Source organism: Cohnella soli, from assembly GCF_042655525.1.
GTDB classification, from domain to species: domain Bacteria; phylum Bacillota; class Bacilli; order Paenibacillales; family Paenibacillaceae; genus Cohnella; species Cohnella soli.
The window spans coordinates 675,486-691,550 of the sequence record NZ_JBHSMI010000067.1 but is presented as its reverse complement, the minus strand read 5'-3'; the positions used below and the strand labels follow the sequence as shown (position 1 = coordinate 691,550).

Sequence of the window (16,065 nt, the reverse complement as noted above, 5' to 3'; positions counted from 1 at the left end):
TGCTTCCCCCGAATTAATAACGTTATGAGATAGCTTTATTGCCGAATCATTTGCGCTGGCGGGGGGCAATAAGATGATGGCATCACCTAACTTCCTTATGTAATGCATCAAATGGGTTCGTTCGGAAGAAATAACGTGATGCCATCGCTCTATTCCCCGTCGCTACTACTGAATTCCAAGAAATAAAGCGATGCGATAACGCTATATCTACCGCATATTCATCATCCCATTTTAAGATCGGAGGCGTTGGCCTTGTCAGAGAACAAAGCTTTTGCCCATCCCTATATCCCGAACACGGTGCCGGAAGTGCAAGCGGCCATGCTGCGGGAGATCGGCCTCGAGTCCATCGAACAGCTTCATGACGCGATTCCGGCGACGTTAAAGCTCAACCGGCCGATGAACCTTCCGCCGGCGATGAACGAATACGAGCTGCGCCGTCACGTCGACGGCTTGCTCGCCAAGAACAAACACGCGAGCGCCAACTTGAATTTTCTCGGAGCGGGCTGCTGGCAGCATTTCATTCCGGCGATTTGCGATGAGATCAATCAGCGTTCGGAATTCGTGACGGCGTATGCGGGCGAGCCGTACGAAGACCACGGCCGTTTCCAGACGCTGTTCGAATACCAGAGCCTTGTCGCGGAACTGGTCGATATGGACGTCGTGAACGTCCCGACGTTCGACTGGGCGCAAGCCGCTTCGACGGCGATCCGGATGGCGGGACGTATTACCGGCAAGCCCGCTGCGCTGCTGCCGAAGTCCGTCGATCCCGACAAAGTCAAAATCATCCGCAACTATTGCACGCCGGTTATGGAGCTGCGCTTCGTCGACATCGACACCGCGACAGGACTTATGAACCTCGACGATCTGCGCGACAAGATTGCCGCGGGCGATGTAGCCGCCGTGTACTTCGAGAATCCGGGTTACCTCGGCATGATCGAGCATCAAGGCAGCGACATCTCCGCGCTTGCCCATGGCGCAGGCGCAATCTCCGTCGTCGGCGTCGATCCGATCTCTCTCGGCGCGCTCGAACCGCCAAGCCGTTATGGCGCCGACATCGTTTGCGGGGATTTGCAGCCGCTCGGTATGCATATGAACTACGGTGGCGGCCAGTCCGGCTTTATCGCTACCCACGATGACGAGACGTTCGTCATGGAGTACCCCTCTCGCTTGTTCGGCATCGTGCCGACCGAAGTCGAAGGAGAGTACGGTTTCGGCGATGTCGCTTACGAACGTACGTCTTTCGCCCTGCGCGAGAAAGGCAAAGAGTCCGTCGGCACGCAAACCGCGCTTTGGGGCATCACGGCAGGTGTGTACTTGTCGTTGCTTGGACCGCATGGCATGAGCGAACTCGGCGAGACGATCATGCAGAAGTCCCGCTACGCCGCGAAGAAACTTGCCGCGATTCCCGGCGTTTCCCTTCGTTTCGGCGAGACGGCTTTTTTTAAGGAGTTTGTTGTCGATTTCAATGCTACTGGCTTGACAGTCGCTAACATCAACAGACGTCTGTTGGATGCCGGCATTTTCGGAGGCAAAGACTTGTCCGAAGGTTATCCCGAATGGGGCCAATGCGCTCTCTATTGCGTGACCGAAATTCATTCGCAGGCTGATCTCGATCGGCTGGCGGCAGCTCTGGAGGTGATCGTCCGTGCATAACGATACGCATAAGCGCCAAGACGGACCATCCGTCATGAAAAAAATCCGCAGAGACTCTAAGGTGCGGAATTTCCATCAGGCGAAGTGGGATGAACCGGTCATCTTCGAACTCCATCGTCCGGGCGAACGCGGCGTCGTTCCTCCGGGGACAGACGCTGGCATCGCGGCGGAAGTCGGAGCGGCAAGCGGCTGGGTGCCATCCGCCATGCGCAGAAGCGAAGCGCCGAAGCTGCCGGAGATCGGGCAAGCGAAAGTGCTGCGCCATTACTTGCGGCTGTCGCAGGAGACGCTGGGCTCCGACTTCAACGTTGAGATCGGGCAAGGTACTTGCACGATGAAATACATTCCGCGTATTAACGAGATGCTGATCCGCACGCCGAACATGATGGAGCTGCATCCGCTGCAAGACGTGGACACCGTTCAGGGCATGCTGGAGGTTTTCCATAAGCTCGACCTCGCCATGCGGGAAATATCCGGGATGGACGCGTTCTCATTCCAGCCGAGCAGCGGCACGCAAGCGCTTCTCGCGATGGCGTCGATCGTGCGCGCGTACCACGATTCGCGTGGAGAAGGGGAACAGCGGGACGAGATCATCACGACGATTTTCTCCCACCCGTCCCAAGCGGCGACCGCTGCGGTCAAAGGTTACAAGATCATCACGCTGCACCCGGACGAGGATGGTTTCCCGGATCTGGAGAAGCTGAAGCAGGCGATATCCCCGCGCACCGCAGGTTTCGTCGTTGCCAATCCGGAAGATACGGGCATCTACAATCACCGGATCAAGGAGTTCACCGACGTCGTTCATGCGGCGGGCGGCGTATGCTTTTACGATCAGGCGAACGCCAACGGTCTGCTCGGCATCACGCGGGCGAAAGAAGCGGGCTTCGACATGTGTTTCTTTAACTTGCACAAAACGTTCGCGGCTCCTCACATGTGCGGCGGTCCAGCGACGGGCGCGCTCGGCGTGACGGAACAGTTCAGACGTTTTCTGCCGGGGCCGCTTGTCGAGTATGATGGCAACCGCTATACGCTGAGCGAGCAGCCGGAAGAGAGCATCGGCAAAGTCCGCAGCTTCCACGGCGTCGCCCAGACGGTACTGCGTGCGTATGCCTGGATTATGGCGCTGGGTGCGGACGGGCTGAAAGACGTCGCTCGCATCGCCGTGTTGAACAACAACTATTTGTATCACAAAATTTTGCAAATCCGCGGGGCGAGCGCGCCGTACATTAAAGGCCGCCGACTTGAGCAAGTGCGCTACAGCTGGAAGCAGCTTACGGATGAGACGGGCGTGACGACGGAAGATATTACGCGCCGGATGTGCGATTTCGGTCTGCACTACTGGACGTCGCACCATCCGTACATCGTGCCTCAGCCGTTCACGCTGGAACCGACAGAATCGTATTCGAAAGAAGATTTGGATGAATACATTCACGCGTTGGAGCACATTTCCGAAGAAGCGTACACGAATCCGAATATTGTGAAAACGGCGCCGCACAACAGTACCGTTCACCGGAACGACGAGTCATCGCTGGACGATCCGAAGCTATGGTGCATCACGTGGCGCGCGTATTTGAAAAAAGCAAAGGCGGACTGACGGTTCGTCTTGCATATCGGGAAGCCCCGCGAGGGGCTTTTCCTGTTTGACAATACAGAGATCATAAGTTTCACGCGTATCATTTCTTGTATCGTCTACGCAAAGCTGTTTCGGCCCTCAGAGGACGCCGAAAGCGTTTTTGCTTGAAATAGGAGGTACGGATGGTTGCTTATTTGCTTGACCTGCTGCGGTTGCCTATCGGTGTACGCCGATTTCTGATGACCGAGGCGCTGTACGGTATCGGTATCGGGATGTACACGCTTGTCCTGAACTTGCATCTGCTTGCCTCGGGATTGCGGGAGGACGAGATCGGGACGCTTGCTTCCGTCGGAATTCTGGTAATGGGCGCATCCGCCATTCCGATCGCGATGTCGGCCAGACGGTTCGGCCGCAAACGGCTGCTAACGGCGGGGATTGGCATGATTGCGACGGGGTGCGCGCTTTATGCATTCGGGGGGAGTCTCGCTTCCTTCTACTTGGCGCAAGCTTTCGTCTCGATTGGCCTTACGCTTGTGGAGACGACGGAAGTGCAGCTGCTGTTCCATTACTGCGCGTCGCGCAAAGAGGAGACGAGGGCATACTCGCTCATGTTCGCCGTATTTACCGCTTTCGCCGGTGCGGGCACGCTCGCGGCGGGACGGATGTCCGGCATCGGCGGGGGAGAGGGGGCAAACTACCGGATACCGTTGTTAATCGCGGCGGGACTCCTGATCGTTCTGTGCATTGCGCGGGGAACGTGGCTGCCCGCCGAGCGCCGCTCTCCCGCTTCCTCGGATGCCGGCCGGACATGGCAAGGCGTTCCTCGCTGGAAAGATATGAAGCCGGGCCGATCCGCATGGGTGCTGTCTTTGTTCGTGGCGTTGCTCGGCGGAGCGTTTGCGTTATCGGGCTCGCTGCTGAACGTTCTCGTCAAATTCCGAATGGACTGGACGGACGATCGCGTCTCGCTACTATTGGCGGCCAACGGGTTCGTCCTGTTCGTCAGTTCTTTGCTTACGCCTTACATTGTCGAGCGGTTCGGCTCGCATGCTGCGATTATGTCCGTGTTCGGGGTGAACGTCATTCTGTTCTCGATTTTGTACTGCCAGGTGCCTGCATGGCTGTTCATTCCGCTGTTTCTAATGCGCGGCGGCGGTTCGACGATGCTTTCGAACATGGTCGATAGCCGGCTCATGTCCGCGTTCTCGGACCGGGAGCGGGACTTGTTCGCGGGCATGCGGTCGATTCTTCGCAGCATCGGCTCGTCCGGCGCGACGTTCGCCGCCGGTTGGATATTGGCGGGACGCGATTACCGGCTGCCGTTTCTGCTGACGGCGGTCGCATTACTGCTCGCGTGGGGCTATTATGTTCGCTGGGTGCGTCCGATTGTTAACGGGGCGTAAAATGTCTCCTTCGTTCTTTTCAACGAGTAGTCGATTTGTTAACATTAGAGTCAAACATTGCAAAGGATCCGTGTGAACATGACAGCACCATCGCTGGAAACGAGGGCTTACCAGGAGCTACGCCGCAGAATCGTTTCGGCGGAATATTTGCCAGGCACTTTGCTGTCGGAGAACGACTTGGCCGAGCAATTGCAGATGAGCCGGACGCCGATTCGGGCCGCCATCAATCTGCTCGTGACGGAAGGATTCGTCGAGTCGCTTCGCGGACGCGGCGTTCTCGTGAAGGATATTACGTTCCGCGAATATGCGGAGATGCTTGAGGCGCTCGTCTCCATGCAGCTCTATGTGCTCAGCAAGGCGGAAAGGCGACAGTTGGAACTCGATTTGCCCGCGCTTCGCACGCATCTGGACAGGCAGATCGCAGCGAAAGAGTCGAACGACATCCCGGCGTATTACGAGAGCTTTCTGCATTTTATCGAGACGATGATCAGAACGATCCATAACCGGCATATGATCGGATTTTTCGAACAGACGCGCGGGAAATTCCTGTTCAAAATGATCTCTTACCGCAAGCAATATCCTCATCACAGGCCGCACAAATCTCTCGAGTCGAACATCCGGGCCTATGAAGCGCTCGAGCGGGGCGACCTGGAAGAAGCGAAAGCCGCGGTGCTGGAAAACTACACGAACACGTACGAGCAACTGGTCATGAACGGCATCATATAAGTGTCTGAGAAGGAGCCTCCTGCTGGGGGGCTCCTTCTGTATATGGGGGCGATGGATACCCGCATCCCGCATAAATAATGATACCCCGGACCACTAACAGAATCGGATTCCCGCGTCCCGCCGAAATTATGTTCTCCTAGACAACTAACGGCCTAGTATGTCCGCGTCTCGCCGAAATAATGTTCCACCAGACCACTAACAGCCTCGGATGCCCGCGATCCGCCGAAATAATGTACTCCCAGACCACTAACAGCCTCGGATGCCCGAATCCCGCCGAAATAATGTTCTCCCATACCACTATACTCACGTAATCGCTGCCCCCCAGCCGTTTTTGCACCCCGTTGACGGTTCCCCGACTTTTTAACAAAAGAAGCTAGCCTCGTTAATATCCAACTTACATACAACCTGCATACTGATCTTGTTACGCACGAGAACCGGCTGAACCGGCTGACCCGGTTGAACCAGCTGAACCGGCCAAAACAGTTGTAAATCCGAAAGGAGAGAATAGAAGATGACTTTGCAAGCAACCCGCAATCGCAACGAAATATTCATAGACGAAGGCCGCTTCAACACGGACCGGCGCCCGTGGTTCGGCAAGCTTCCGGAGCAACTTGAAGATGACTTCACGTTCGCGGTCATGGGAGATCGCTGCGGCATGGCGACTGCCGGCGTGTTCGAGAAAGGGCTGGAGCTACTGGCCGACATGAAGCCGGACTTCGTCCTGTTCGTAGGGGACTTGGTCGAAGGGTATTGGAAAGATGCGAAGGACGCCCGCGAAGAGTGGGAATATATCGACGCCAAGATCGCCGCGACCGGTTTGCCCTTCTTCCAGACGGTCGGCAACCACGACTACGGCACGCAAGCGATGGCCGATGTCTGGCGCGAGCGCAAAGGGATGGAGTATTACGCTTTCCGCGTTGGCGACACGCTTTTCCTGACGGTAAATACGGAAGACCCTTTCGAGGAGTTGTCCGAACCTTTCATCGATATGATCAAGCGCGCCACGGCCAACGTGCAACGCGAGCCGGAACGTTCGGCGGAGCATCTGAAGGCGTTCTACGACGAGATCGTCGGCGGGCTGTCGCCGGAGCAGCTGCAAGGCATGTCGAAGGTGAAGCTCGGCATCGGCGAAGAGCAACTGGCGTTTTTCGAGAAGGTGCTCGCAGATAACGCGGACGCGAAGCATACGTTCGTCAGCATGCACAAGCCAGGCTGGAAATCCGAAAGCCCCGAATTCGCAAAGTTGGAACAGCTGCTTTCCGGGCGTCCTTACACAGTGTTCGCCGGTCACTTCCATGCGATGGAATATACGCGCAACGACAATAGCGAATACATTCAACTCGGACGCACGGGCGCGGCAGCGCACGGTCACGGCAAAGGCGACGAGAACCTGGTCCTCTGGGTGACGATGAGAGCCGGCGTTCCTTCCTACCGGGTCGTTCACCTCGACGGTATAGGCGACATCGCAGATTATGCTCCGCAAGCTCATCATCACAATACTCACGCGGAAGGATGACGAACGATATGGAGCCGATTTTTTTCGTGCACCTGACGGACATTCACATTAACGCCCCGGGCAAAAACAACCCGATGTTCGGCATCGACATGACGGCGAAGCTTCGCGCGGTATTCGCGGAAATCCGAACGCTGCGGACGAAACCGGCGTTCGCGATCATTAGCGGCGACTTGACCCAGGACGGCGACCTCGCCGACTACGTCCACTTGAAGCAAGTGCTAGACGAAGAAGCAGCCGCGACGGGCATCCCGATTCACGTCGGCCTAGGCAACCATGATTTCCGAGCACCGTTCCGCGAAGGGTTTCTTGGCGAAGAGCCGTCGGAGCAATCCTACTACTACAGCTTCATGGAGCGCGGACTGCGGATCGTTATGCTGAACACTCAAGTGCCCGGCACTCATGACGGCCGCCTGGACGAGCATCAACTCGCCTGGCTGGCCGATACGCTGTCCGAGCCGGCGCCGGAAGGGACGATCGTCGTGCTACACCACCCGGTCACGCCGACGCCAAGCGCATTGATGGATAGTTATCTGCTGCAAAACCCGACCGATCTCGCGAGCGCCATACTCGGCAAGAACGTGATCGGCTTGCTGTCGGGGCACATTCATTTTCATAACATCGGCAGCTTAAACGGTATCGTCAGCGCGGCGGCGACCGGCGTGGCATTCGGCCTCGACCCGATGGCAACGGTCACTATGCGTTTCGTGGACAACAGCGGCTACAACCTCGTTACCGTCAAGAACGGTCGGATGGCCGTACAGCCGACTTACTTGCCCGGCGAGCACAAATTGCTCTACGAATGGGACCCTGCGAAACATCCGGCCCACGCTTAAACGCATGGCGCCAAGACGCGCAGCAAAAGTTCCTACGATCCAATAAGAGATTCGATAAAAGGGAGAGAAACGAAGAAATGGCGAACAAAAAGGCATGGGCGACAGGTTTACTGACTTTGGCGGTAGCAACGACGGCGATGACCGCTTGCGGCAAGTCCGACAACAACGGCGCGAACGCATCCGCAGGGAATGACAGCAGCGCACCTGCATCCTCGGCGGGCGCATCGGCATCGGAGACAGGGGCGACAGCTTCCGGCGAAAAAGTGAAAATCAAATTTTACAGCTACAATCTCGCAACGGCCGGTCAGAAGGAAGGTACGCAACTGCTCATCGACGAATTCGAAGCGGCTTATCCGAACATCGAAGTCGAAGGCATCCCCGTTGCGTCGAACGAGATCAACGCGAAAGTGCAGGCCGATCTCGCCGCAGGCTCTCCTCCGGACGTCGCACAGCTCGTCTTCGACGGCTTGGATTTCGCGGTCAACAACTTCGGAGCGAAGCCGCTGGAGGAAGTCGTCCCTGCCGACGAGCTCGCCGAGAACTTCAAAGGATTCTCCCCGAACGGCTTAAAGCTCGGCCAACTGAACGGTAAGACGTACGGGCTGCCGTTCACGTTCAGCACGCCGGTCCTGTTCTATAACGCGAAGCTATTCAAAGACGCGGGCCTCGATCCCGAGAAGCCGCCGACGACTTGGGCGGAAGTGAAGGTAGACGCGCTCGCGATCAACAAGGCGACGAAAGCGTCGGGCGTTCATATCGGCGGTTCTGCCGGAGCGGACTGGATTGTGCAGGCGCTTATCGGCAGCAACGGCGGCAAAGTGTTGTCCGACGATCGCAAGACGATAGCCTTTGGTTCTCCGGAAGCGGTCGGCGCAATGAAGATGTGGCAAGACATGATCGCAAGCGGTGCTTCCGACAAGCTGAACGACGGGGAAGTGATCGAGGCGTTCTCGCAAGGCAAAGTCGGCATGCTCTTGTTCACGAGCGCGCTTCAGAACATGTTCCTCGGCGCGTCGCAAGCGGGCGGCTGGGAGCTGAAAGCCGCTGCGATGCCTTCCTTCGACGGCAAGCCGACGACGCCGGTCAATTCCGGCAGCGCGCTGTTCATCTTGTCTAACGACAAAGCGAAGCAGCAAGCGGCATGGCAATTCCTGAAATTCGCGACGAGCGAGCGCGGCTACACGATCATTACGTCCAAGATCGGGTATCTCCCGCTTCGTCCGTCCATCGTTGAAGACCCGCAATATTTGAAAGATTGGGTTGAGCAAAACCCGCTCATCAAGCCGAACCTTGCCCAACTCGAACGTCTGCAGCCATGGGTATCGTACCCGGGCGCGAACTGGCACCAGATCGAGACGATTCTGCTCGATGCGGTGCAGAAGTCGATTCTCTCGAAGGACGATGTCGCAACGATCATGCAGGACGCACAGAAGCGCGCGCAAGCGTTAGTCCAATAGCAAGAGCAGCCTGATAACCTAATCGGCCGTCGCGGACGGGGGGGGCAACCTAGCCCTTCCGTTCGCCCGGCTTCGTCAATCATCAACAGCGGAGAAAGAAGGGTCATTCATGAGCTACGAGACGGTCGCGACGCCCTTGCCGCCGCAGGCGAAGACGAATCCAAAGCCGCAATCGCGGGCGAAGGAACGCAAGGCTTTGTCCGTGCGGATGCGCGGTTTCATGCCTTATCTTTACCTGCTTCCGGCAGTGCTGTCGATCGGCTACTGGATTTATCGTCCGCTCGTGCAGACGTTCCAGCTCAGCTTCTACCAATGGAACCTGCTGCCGACTTCGCCGAAAGCATTCGTCGGCATGCGCAACTTCGAGAACCTGGTGACGCTGCCCGAGATGGGCATCGCGCTCTGGAATACGCTGATCTACACTCTCGGCGTCGTTCCGTTCTCGCTGATCATTCCGATTATGATCGCCATCGTAACTGACAATATCGGCAAGCGTTCGCGTAATTTCTATCGCGCGATTATTTTCCTGCCGATGATTATGGCGCCGGTCGCCGTCTCTTCCGTGTGGCGTTGGATCATGCATCCGACGAACGGCATTTTGAATCAGACGCTGCACTCCGTTTTCGGCTTGGACGAACCGATTCGTTTTTTCACCGATGAGAAATGGGCGATCTGGTCCGTTACGTTCATTACCGGCTGGAAGCTGATCGGGTTCAGTACGCTGATCTTCTCGGCGGCGCTGACGAACATCAACAAGGAATATTTCGAGGCGGCAAGAATGGATCGGGCGAATCGCTGGCAAATTATCCGGCACGTTATATTGCCTCTGCTGTCTCCGACGATACTTTTCATGGCGATGCTCAGCACGCTTTTCGCTTCCGAGTGGAGCTTCTCCTACATTAACGTGCTGACGCAGGGCGGTCCGATGAACGCGACGACGAACATTTACTACTTGCTATGGACTTACGGTTTCCAGACGTTCTCGGTCGGCTGGAGCTCGGCGGCGGCGGTCGTCATCTTCATCGGGTTCGGCATCATCGCGCTAGGCTTCATGAAACTGACGAAGAAGCTGTCGTTCTTCGACGACTAAGGAGAAGGAGGCATACCCGTGGGCAACGAAGCCGGTTTGAAAGGCTGGAAAGCTTCGCTAGCGGGGAAACATGCGGTGCTGATCGCGCTCGGTTTCCTCTCCGTATTCCCGCTCTACTGGATGGTGGCGACATCGTTTAAGCCGTCCTCCGAAATTTTTAACTCCAGCATGCTTCCACATCATTGGACGTTCGACAATTACGTTCAAGCGTGGCATTCCGTTCCGATGACGAGAATGCTGACGAATTCGATGGTCGTGGCGCTTCTACAGACGGTTGCGCAGTTGTTCACGAGCATTTTGGCCGCTTTTGCGTTCACGCGTTGGAACTTCAAGGGCAGCAGTTTGATCTACGGACTGATCGGTCTGACATGGCTTGTGCCATTCCAGGTCATTATGATTCCGAACTATGTCGTCATTAGCAATCTTGGCTGGCGCGACTCCCTAATGGGGTTGATCGTCCCGAATATCGCTTCGGCTTTTGCCGTCATGCAGCTGTTCAACACGTTTAAGTCGTTCCCCAAAGCGCTTATTGAAGCGGCTCGTCTCGACGGCGCGTCCGATTGGAGCGTGCTATGGAAGACGATATTCCCGAACTTGCGCGCGGCAGTTGCTTCGATCGGCATTTTGCTATTCATCACGTCATGGAACGATTACTTCTGGCCGCTGCTCGTCACGACCAAGCTCGAGCATTCGACGATGCAGAAAGGGCTGCAAATGTTCATGTCGACCGATATGAACTTGTGGGGGCCGCTGATGGCGGCGACGACGATCGCAAGCTTGCCTGTTCTCGTCCTTTATTTGGTTTTGCAAAAACAAATTATCGATTCCTTCGTGAAAGGCGGATTACGCTAATGAATGCTGCAACAACGTCGAACGAACGACGCGTATCTATGGAAGGAGCTTACAACGTCCGCGATCTTGGAGGTTATCCGACAAAGGACGGACGAGCCGTCCGCCGCGGTATGTTCTACCGGGCTGACGGCCTGCACAAGCTGACGGCAGATGACCAGAAAGAGATTGTCGAGCGCGGCGTGCGGGCGATCGTTGATTTGCGCCACGGTCGAGAGCTGGAAGAGGCGGCGAACGTGTTCGCGTCCTCCGACCGCGTCGCGTACAACAACGTCAGTCTGATCAATCCGACCCAATCGACGAGCATGAACATTCGCTCGCTCGGGGACTTGTATGTCGACATTCTCGACAACGTTCAACCGCAGCTTCTTCAGGTGTTCGAACTTCTGGCCGCCGATCCGGAAGAGAGCGTGCTATTCCACTGTGCGGCAGGCAAAGACCGCACCGGCGTAACCGCCGCGTTGCTGCTCGATCTGGCCGGCGTGTCCCGCGATGTCATCGTTGCGGATTACGCGATGACGGCCGCTTGCCTGTCGCCGCTTATGGAAGAGCTGCGCAAGGGGCGTCCCGACGTCGTGTCTGCGGAAATGTACGAGAAGTTTCTCGGCGCCGAGCCGGAAAACATGGAGATGATGCTCGCCCATCTGACGGATCGATACGGCGGGGCGGAAAGTTATTTGAAAACGATCGGGTTATCCGACGAGACTGTGCAAGTTCTGAAAAGCAAGCTGGTTGGCTGATGCGATAACGCTTTAGTTTTCCATATGAAGACGAAACAACGCATTCGCTCCGGTAAGGGCGAATGCGTTGTTGTCGTTGTCGTCGCATGTTCGGACAGATCAAGACCATGGAAATGCGTAAACTATCATGTATTCCTTCAGGGAGTCATCGCTTGGGCGAGAGAAGTAAGTTTCGTCATCGTTTTCCAATTACGCATCGTCATCGTTACGCCCAGCTTCGGCAAGCTGGCTGCAAGCTTGGAGTCGAGGATCGTCTGGTCGAACAGCAAGTAGACCGTCAGACCGTCGATGACGTACTTGTCTTTCTCGTATGTGCCGAGCTTGTCCACAGCCTCCGGAGTCGGCTCTGCGTCAAGCAGCGTGACGTAGAGCACTTCTTTGCCCAGCGTTCCTGTAGCCGCTTGGATGTCGTCTTCGGAGAAGGGAAGGCGGGCGAGAATCGTCTCGAACTCCGCTTGCGTTCTTAGAAGGATGCTGATCCGGAATCCGAACGTTGACTCGAATGTTTGTTCGATCCGGGCACGCAGCGCCTCGGAAGGCTCGTCCGACGAGAACAGGACGTTGCCACTTTGAATATAAGTTTGAACGCCGCTAAATCCGAGCCCCTCGAACATCGTCTTCAGCTCGCTCATTTTGACTTTGTTATGTCCGCCGACGTTAATGCCCCTCAGCAGCGCGATATGGACGGTCATTCCTCATTTCCCCTCTCGAATTTTCAATAAAGACATTTTGTAATCGCTTGGCGTGCTGCCGCAGCTCGTTTTGAACACTCGGCTGAAATAATGGTGGTCTGCATAACCGACAAGTTCGGCAATATCCTTCACAATCATGTCGGGATGATCGCGCATCAGCTCTTTCGCCCTGTCCATTCGCAGTTTCGTGAAGTATTCCAGGAACGAAGCGTTCGCGTAGTTGCGGAACAGGTTGCACAAGTATGTGCGGGACACATCGAACTGATCGATGAGTTGGCTCAGGCCGATCGGCTCGTTCAGGTGAGCAATTAAATACTCCTGTACGCGTTGATATACCGATTCGGCGTGATCATGGTGCGTCTCGCCGGATTGGAATCGCAGAAGCCCATCCAACCGATCCCAACAAAATACGGCTGCCTCTTCATAAGAAGCGGCGGTATACAAAATTTCCTCGATTCTTTTCTCCAACGTTTTGCTCGCCATCGCGTCGGATGCGTGCAGTTGGCGTTCAACGAGATGAATGATTCTTTTGAGGTTTGTTTCGATTTGAATGGTAGGATATTGTTCGGTCTCCCAGAGCTGAAACAGACGGAAAAATTCATTTTTTAAGGCAGGCCAGTCTTTTTTGGACACCCACGCCATCAATTTCGATTCCAGCACGTTCGCCGCTTGCGAATAGGGTGTCTTCGGCTCGTTGACCGCGTCTTGCAGAGCGAGAATTTGCGAACAGCCGATCATCATTCGATTATACAGCAATTGATGGAGCCGTTGAACGACTTCCTTCATCTCGGTCAGGCTGCTTACTTCGTGGCTGCAGGCAACGGAGATTGCAACACCGCTTGCCGCAAAATAATCCCGCGCCGCCTCTGCGATCATCTTGCTCGACAGCTTGTCGTAACGGTGCAGTCCAGCGACGATGATGTAGGACCGCCCGTCGGACGCGTTAAACGTCCAGACGTTTCCGATTGCGCTCGCAAGACGTTGCGCATGTTCGGCGAACTGTTCGTGCCGATGATCGGGCGGCTGCAAGAAAATCCCATCCTTGTCGCCTAACGCTTCGGGATTCTGAACGACGAATGCGCAATAGGAGGCGTAATCTCTTATTTCCCGAAGGTCGACTGGCTCTTCAACGCCGCTCGGAGCTTCGGATTCGATGAGGCTTTGGATCAGCTTTTTCCCGCGCGCATAGCGATTGCTCTGGATTTTGGGCTGGATTTGGTACAGCAGCGCTTTCACAAGCTCCGGGTCGATCGGCTTCAGCAAATAATCGACCACGTTGGCGCGCATCGCTTCCCTGGCGTAATCGAACGAAGGGTAGCCGCTAATAATGACGACGGCAATGTCGGGCCATTCTTTGTGTAACGCTTTGGACAGCTCGATGCCATCCATGTTGGACATTTTGATATCGGTGAACACGATGTCGGGAGGCTGAACGGCGATGGCACGCAATGCTTCCTGACCACTGTATACTTCCGCCGTAATACGCGTTTCAATTCCGCTTTCGCTGCTGAATTCGGCAATAATCCGTTTGATTTTATTCATAAAAATCGGTTCGTCGTCTACAAGCATAACGTTCATGAGAGTTCCTCCCCGCTCCGGCTGCCGGGCATCCAACCCGATATAAAAATAGATGCGCCGCCTTCCGGATCATTAACGATCTGGAATTCGATACGATTCCTGTAATGCAGCTTTAACCTGGCGAAAGTGCTAATAATGCCCATCCCGCCAAGCGACAGCCGATCATTGTTCTGGACGGTATCCAGACTTTCTCCGAACGTCTCCATTTTTTGCCGAAGGGAAGCAAGGCGGGCGGACTCGAATCCGCAGCCGTTATCAGCGATGACAATCGACCATCGGTTGCCCTCGATCTGCCCGCGAATGGCGATGACCAATTCGTGATCTATGCCTTGAAACCCGTGATTGACCGCGTTCTCTACAAGCGGCTGCAAAGTCAGCTTCGGAACAGAGAGCTGCTTCATGTCTTCCGGCATTTCTATTTGAAACTGCAGGCGATGCGAATATCTTGTTTTCATCAACTCCAAATAATTTTGAGCGAAATTCATTTCATTCTCGATCGTTGTGATTGGGTCGGTCTGGATGATCGTGTATCGGAGGAAGCTCGCCAGCTTTCGGCAGACGTTGGCCGCTCCGGCATTGTCTTCTTCTTCGGTTAAGATCGTGATGACGCCGAGCATGTTAAACAGGAAGTGGGGGTTGATCTGCGCTTGCAGCACTTCGAAATGGGATTGCAGCTGCAATGTGCGAAATTGTACGATTTCCTCCAGAGAGCCTTGCAGCCGATGGTTCATTTTGCGAAACGATCGGTTCAGCAGCTCGATTTCGTCCATTCTGAATTCATTGTTGATCTCTACTTTCGTGTCTTCCAAATCGATCGTGTCGATCATTTTCCTCAGCTTCTTGATCGGGTAAGTCAACGTACGGGATAACACGTAAAAGACGAGAATAGACAGAGCGATGAGAACGAAGACGGCGAGCAAGGAAATGTTGCGGAAAAGGCGCAGAGGCGCAAACAACCGCTTGTCGGGAATGGCATAAAGCATCGTGTAGCCGGTTCGCTCGGAATGACGGAAAATGGCGGATTGTTTATTGCCGTTAAATGTAAAGCTCGTTACGCCGGCGTCCTCACCGGACGTGACCGAAGCAAGCTCGGGAATCGGCTGGTTCGCGCCGTCGTACTGCGGAGACAGACCGGAGTACAGCGTATCCGTGTCGCTGAAGATCGATAGCGTTGCGCCGGGGATATCCGTCAGCTTGTCCGGCGCGATCAGACGGTCTGCCCGCATTTGCACTTCCAGATAGCCGACATGAATGCTGTCGAACTTGAGCATGCGGATATAGGAAAACACGGGCGTTCGGTTTTCTCCGATCCAAGGATCTTTATCGGAATACACAAGTGCGGCGGCTCCGTCGGCTTGCAATGGCTTGCGAAGCCAATTGCGCTGCGTCAGCATCGCGCGGTCGACCGGCTGATCGTGAGGCAGGTTGGAGAAGAAGTCACCTTGGTCTGTGTAGATGCTGATCCGGTACACATTTTTGTATACTTCGGCTAGTAGTGCGATATTCGCGTCGATAAAGGTGGCCGCTCTCAGCAGCTCCGCTTCGCTCGGTTCCGAAGATAAGGTGAGCAGCGAACGCATCACATGGTTGCGTGAGTCGTCCTCGCTCTTCAAGTAGAGCTGGAGGGTCATGCTCTCATACTGGTTGGAGAATAGCTCGAATCCTTCGGTAATGCTTCGTGTCGACTGCTGCACGCTGAAAATGATATTTTTCTCCGTCGTATGCTTTAAGTAAAAGTACATCGGAATGCTGATAGCCAGCGCGAAAATAACGAGGAAGACGGAGTAACTCATAAATAGTTTCATCTGAAACGTTCTGAACGAGAACATCGATCGGATCACCTCGGCGACTCAAGATTAACACGAACGCGAAGTGAAAACGACAGGAATCATGCGAATCGGGCGAAGATGAACAATTATCCACTTTGGCGTGGACGATCGTCTATTTCTTGTTTA

The 16,065-nt window shown here is 55.3% G+C and carries 13 protein-coding genes; 10 read left to right on the top strand and 3 right to left on the bottom strand.

Features of this window, described 5'->3' with window-relative positions; translation table 11 throughout:
- Positions 1-252: 252 nt before the first annotated feature.
- From gcvPA to ACFPOF_RS32370, 10 genes are all read left to right on the top strand, one after another.
- Positions 253-1,653 carry an aminomethyl-transferring glycine dehydrogenase subunit GcvPA gene (gene gcvPA, locus ACFPOF_RS32415; protein ID WP_378140138.1) on the top strand — a complete coding sequence of 467 codons (1,401 nt, stop codon included), beginning with the start codon at positions 253-255 and terminating at the stop codon, positions 1,651-1,653.
- 34 nt (positions 1,654-1,687) lie between these two features.
- Positions 1,688-3,247: an aminomethyl-transferring glycine dehydrogenase subunit GcvPB gene (gcvPB, locus tag ACFPOF_RS32410; RefSeq protein WP_378140473.1), complete on the top strand. Its 1,560-nt coding sequence runs from the start codon at positions 1,688-1,690 to the stop codon at positions 3,245-3,247.
- A gap of 161 nt (positions 3,248-3,408) precedes the next feature.
- Entirely contained in the window at positions 3,409-4,629 is a 1,221-nt protein-coding gene (locus ACFPOF_RS32405; RefSeq protein WP_378140136.1) for an MFS transporter, read from the top strand.
- Between the two features lie 78 nt (positions 4,630-4,707).
- Entirely contained in the window at positions 4,708-5,355 is a 648-nt protein-coding gene (locus ACFPOF_RS32400) for a GntR family transcriptional regulator (RefSeq protein WP_378140134.1), read from the top strand.
- A gap of 511 nt (positions 5,356-5,866) precedes the next feature.
- Positions 5,867-6,871 (top strand): metallophosphoesterase family protein, encoded by a 1,005-nt coding sequence (locus ACFPOF_RS32395; RefSeq protein WP_378140132.1) that lies wholly within the window; start codon positions 5,867-5,869, stop codon positions 6,869-6,871.
- Between the two features lie 8 nt (positions 6,872-6,879).
- On the top strand, positions 6,880-7,704 hold the full coding sequence (locus ACFPOF_RS32390) for a metallophosphoesterase family protein (RefSeq protein WP_378140130.1): 825 nt from the start codon (positions 6,880-6,882) through the stop codon (positions 7,702-7,704).
- A gap of 77 nt (positions 7,705-7,781) precedes the next feature.
- Complete coding sequence (locus ACFPOF_RS32385) at positions 7,782-9,161, top strand: ABC transporter substrate-binding protein (protein ID WP_378140129.1); 1,380 nt, start codon at positions 7,782-7,784, stop codon at positions 9,159-9,161.
- A 109-nt stretch (positions 9,162-9,270) separates the two neighbouring features.
- Positions 9,271-10,251 (top strand): carbohydrate ABC transporter permease, encoded by a 981-nt coding sequence (locus ACFPOF_RS32380; RefSeq protein WP_378140127.1) that lies wholly within the window; start codon positions 9,271-9,273, stop codon positions 10,249-10,251.
- Between the two features lie 18 nt (positions 10,252-10,269).
- Positions 10,270-11,103 carry a carbohydrate ABC transporter permease gene (locus ACFPOF_RS32375; protein WP_378140125.1) on the top strand — a complete coding sequence of 278 codons (834 nt, stop codon included), beginning with the start codon at positions 10,270-10,272 and terminating at the stop codon, positions 11,101-11,103.
- Positions 11,103-11,840: a tyrosine-protein phosphatase gene (locus tag ACFPOF_RS32370; RefSeq protein ID WP_378140123.1), complete on the top strand. Its 738-nt coding sequence runs from the start codon at positions 11,103-11,105 to the stop codon at positions 11,838-11,840. The genes ACFPOF_RS32375 and ACFPOF_RS32370 overlap by 1 nt, the downstream gene beginning before the upstream one ends.
- A 137-nt stretch (positions 11,841-11,977) precedes the next feature.
- Here the strand turns inward: ACFPOF_RS32370 and ACFPOF_RS32365 are convergent, their stop codons facing one another.
- From ACFPOF_RS32365 to ACFPOF_RS32355, 3 genes are read right to left on the bottom strand one after another with little or no spacing between them, the layout of a single operon-like run.
- Positions 11,978-12,532 (bottom strand): DUF1697 domain-containing protein, encoded by a 555-nt coding sequence (locus ACFPOF_RS32365; RefSeq protein ID WP_378140121.1) that lies wholly within the window; start codon positions 12,530-12,532, stop codon positions 11,978-11,980.
- 3 nt (positions 12,533-12,535) lie between these two features.
- Positions 12,536-14,110, bottom strand: coding sequence for a response regulator (locus tag ACFPOF_RS32360; protein WP_378140119.1), 1,575 nt, complete (start codon positions 14,108-14,110; stop codon positions 12,536-12,538).
- Entirely contained in the window at positions 14,107-15,939 is a 1,833-nt protein-coding gene (locus tag ACFPOF_RS32355) for a cache domain-containing sensor histidine kinase (RefSeq protein WP_378140117.1), read from the bottom strand. Before ACFPOF_RS32355 ends, ACFPOF_RS32360 begins: the two co-directional genes overlap by 4 nt.
- Between the last annotated feature and the right edge of the window lie 126 nt (positions 15,940-16,065).

Excerpts from the sequence above, each read along its gene's own strand:
- ACFPOF_RS32400 (WP_378140134.1), top strand. The coding sequence starts at position 4,708 with ATGACAGCACCATCGCTGGAAACGAGGGCTTACCAGGAGCTACGCCGC.
- ACFPOF_RS32405 (WP_378140136.1), top strand. The coding sequence starts at position 3,409 with ATGGTTGCTTATTTGCTTGACCTGCTGCGGTTGCCTATCGGTGTACGC.
- ACFPOF_RS32380 (WP_378140127.1), top strand. The coding sequence starts at position 9,271 with ATGAGCTACGAGACGGTCGCGACGCCCTTGCCGCCGCAGGCGAAGACG.
- ACFPOF_RS32355 (WP_378140117.1), bottom strand. The coding sequence starts at position 15,939 with ATGTTCTCGTTCAGAACGTTTCAGATGAAACTATTTATGAGTTACTCC.
- ACFPOF_RS32385 (WP_378140129.1), top strand. The coding sequence starts at position 7,782 with ATGGCGAACAAAAAGGCATGGGCGACAGGTTTACTGACTTTGGCGGTA.
- gcvPB (WP_378140473.1), top strand. The coding sequence starts at position 1,688 with ATGAAAAAAATCCGCAGAGACTCTAAGGTGCGGAATTTCCATCAGGCG.
- ACFPOF_RS32390 (WP_378140130.1), top strand. The coding sequence starts at position 6,880 with ATGGAGCCGATTTTTTTCGTGCACCTGACGGACATTCACATTAACGCC.
- ACFPOF_RS32360 (WP_378140119.1), bottom strand. The coding sequence starts at position 14,110 with ATGAACGTTATGCTTGTAGACGACGAACCGATTTTTATGAATAAAATC.
- ACFPOF_RS32365 (WP_378140121.1), bottom strand. The coding sequence starts at position 12,532 with ATGACCGTCCATATCGCGCTGCTGAGGGGCATTAACGTCGGCGGACAT.
- ACFPOF_RS32370 (WP_378140123.1), top strand. The coding sequence starts at position 11,103 with ATGAATGCTGCAACAACGTCGAACGAACGACGCGTATCTATGGAAGGA.
- ACFPOF_RS32395 (WP_378140132.1), top strand. The coding sequence starts at position 5,867 with ATGACTTTGCAAGCAACCCGCAATCGCAACGAAATATTCATAGACGAA.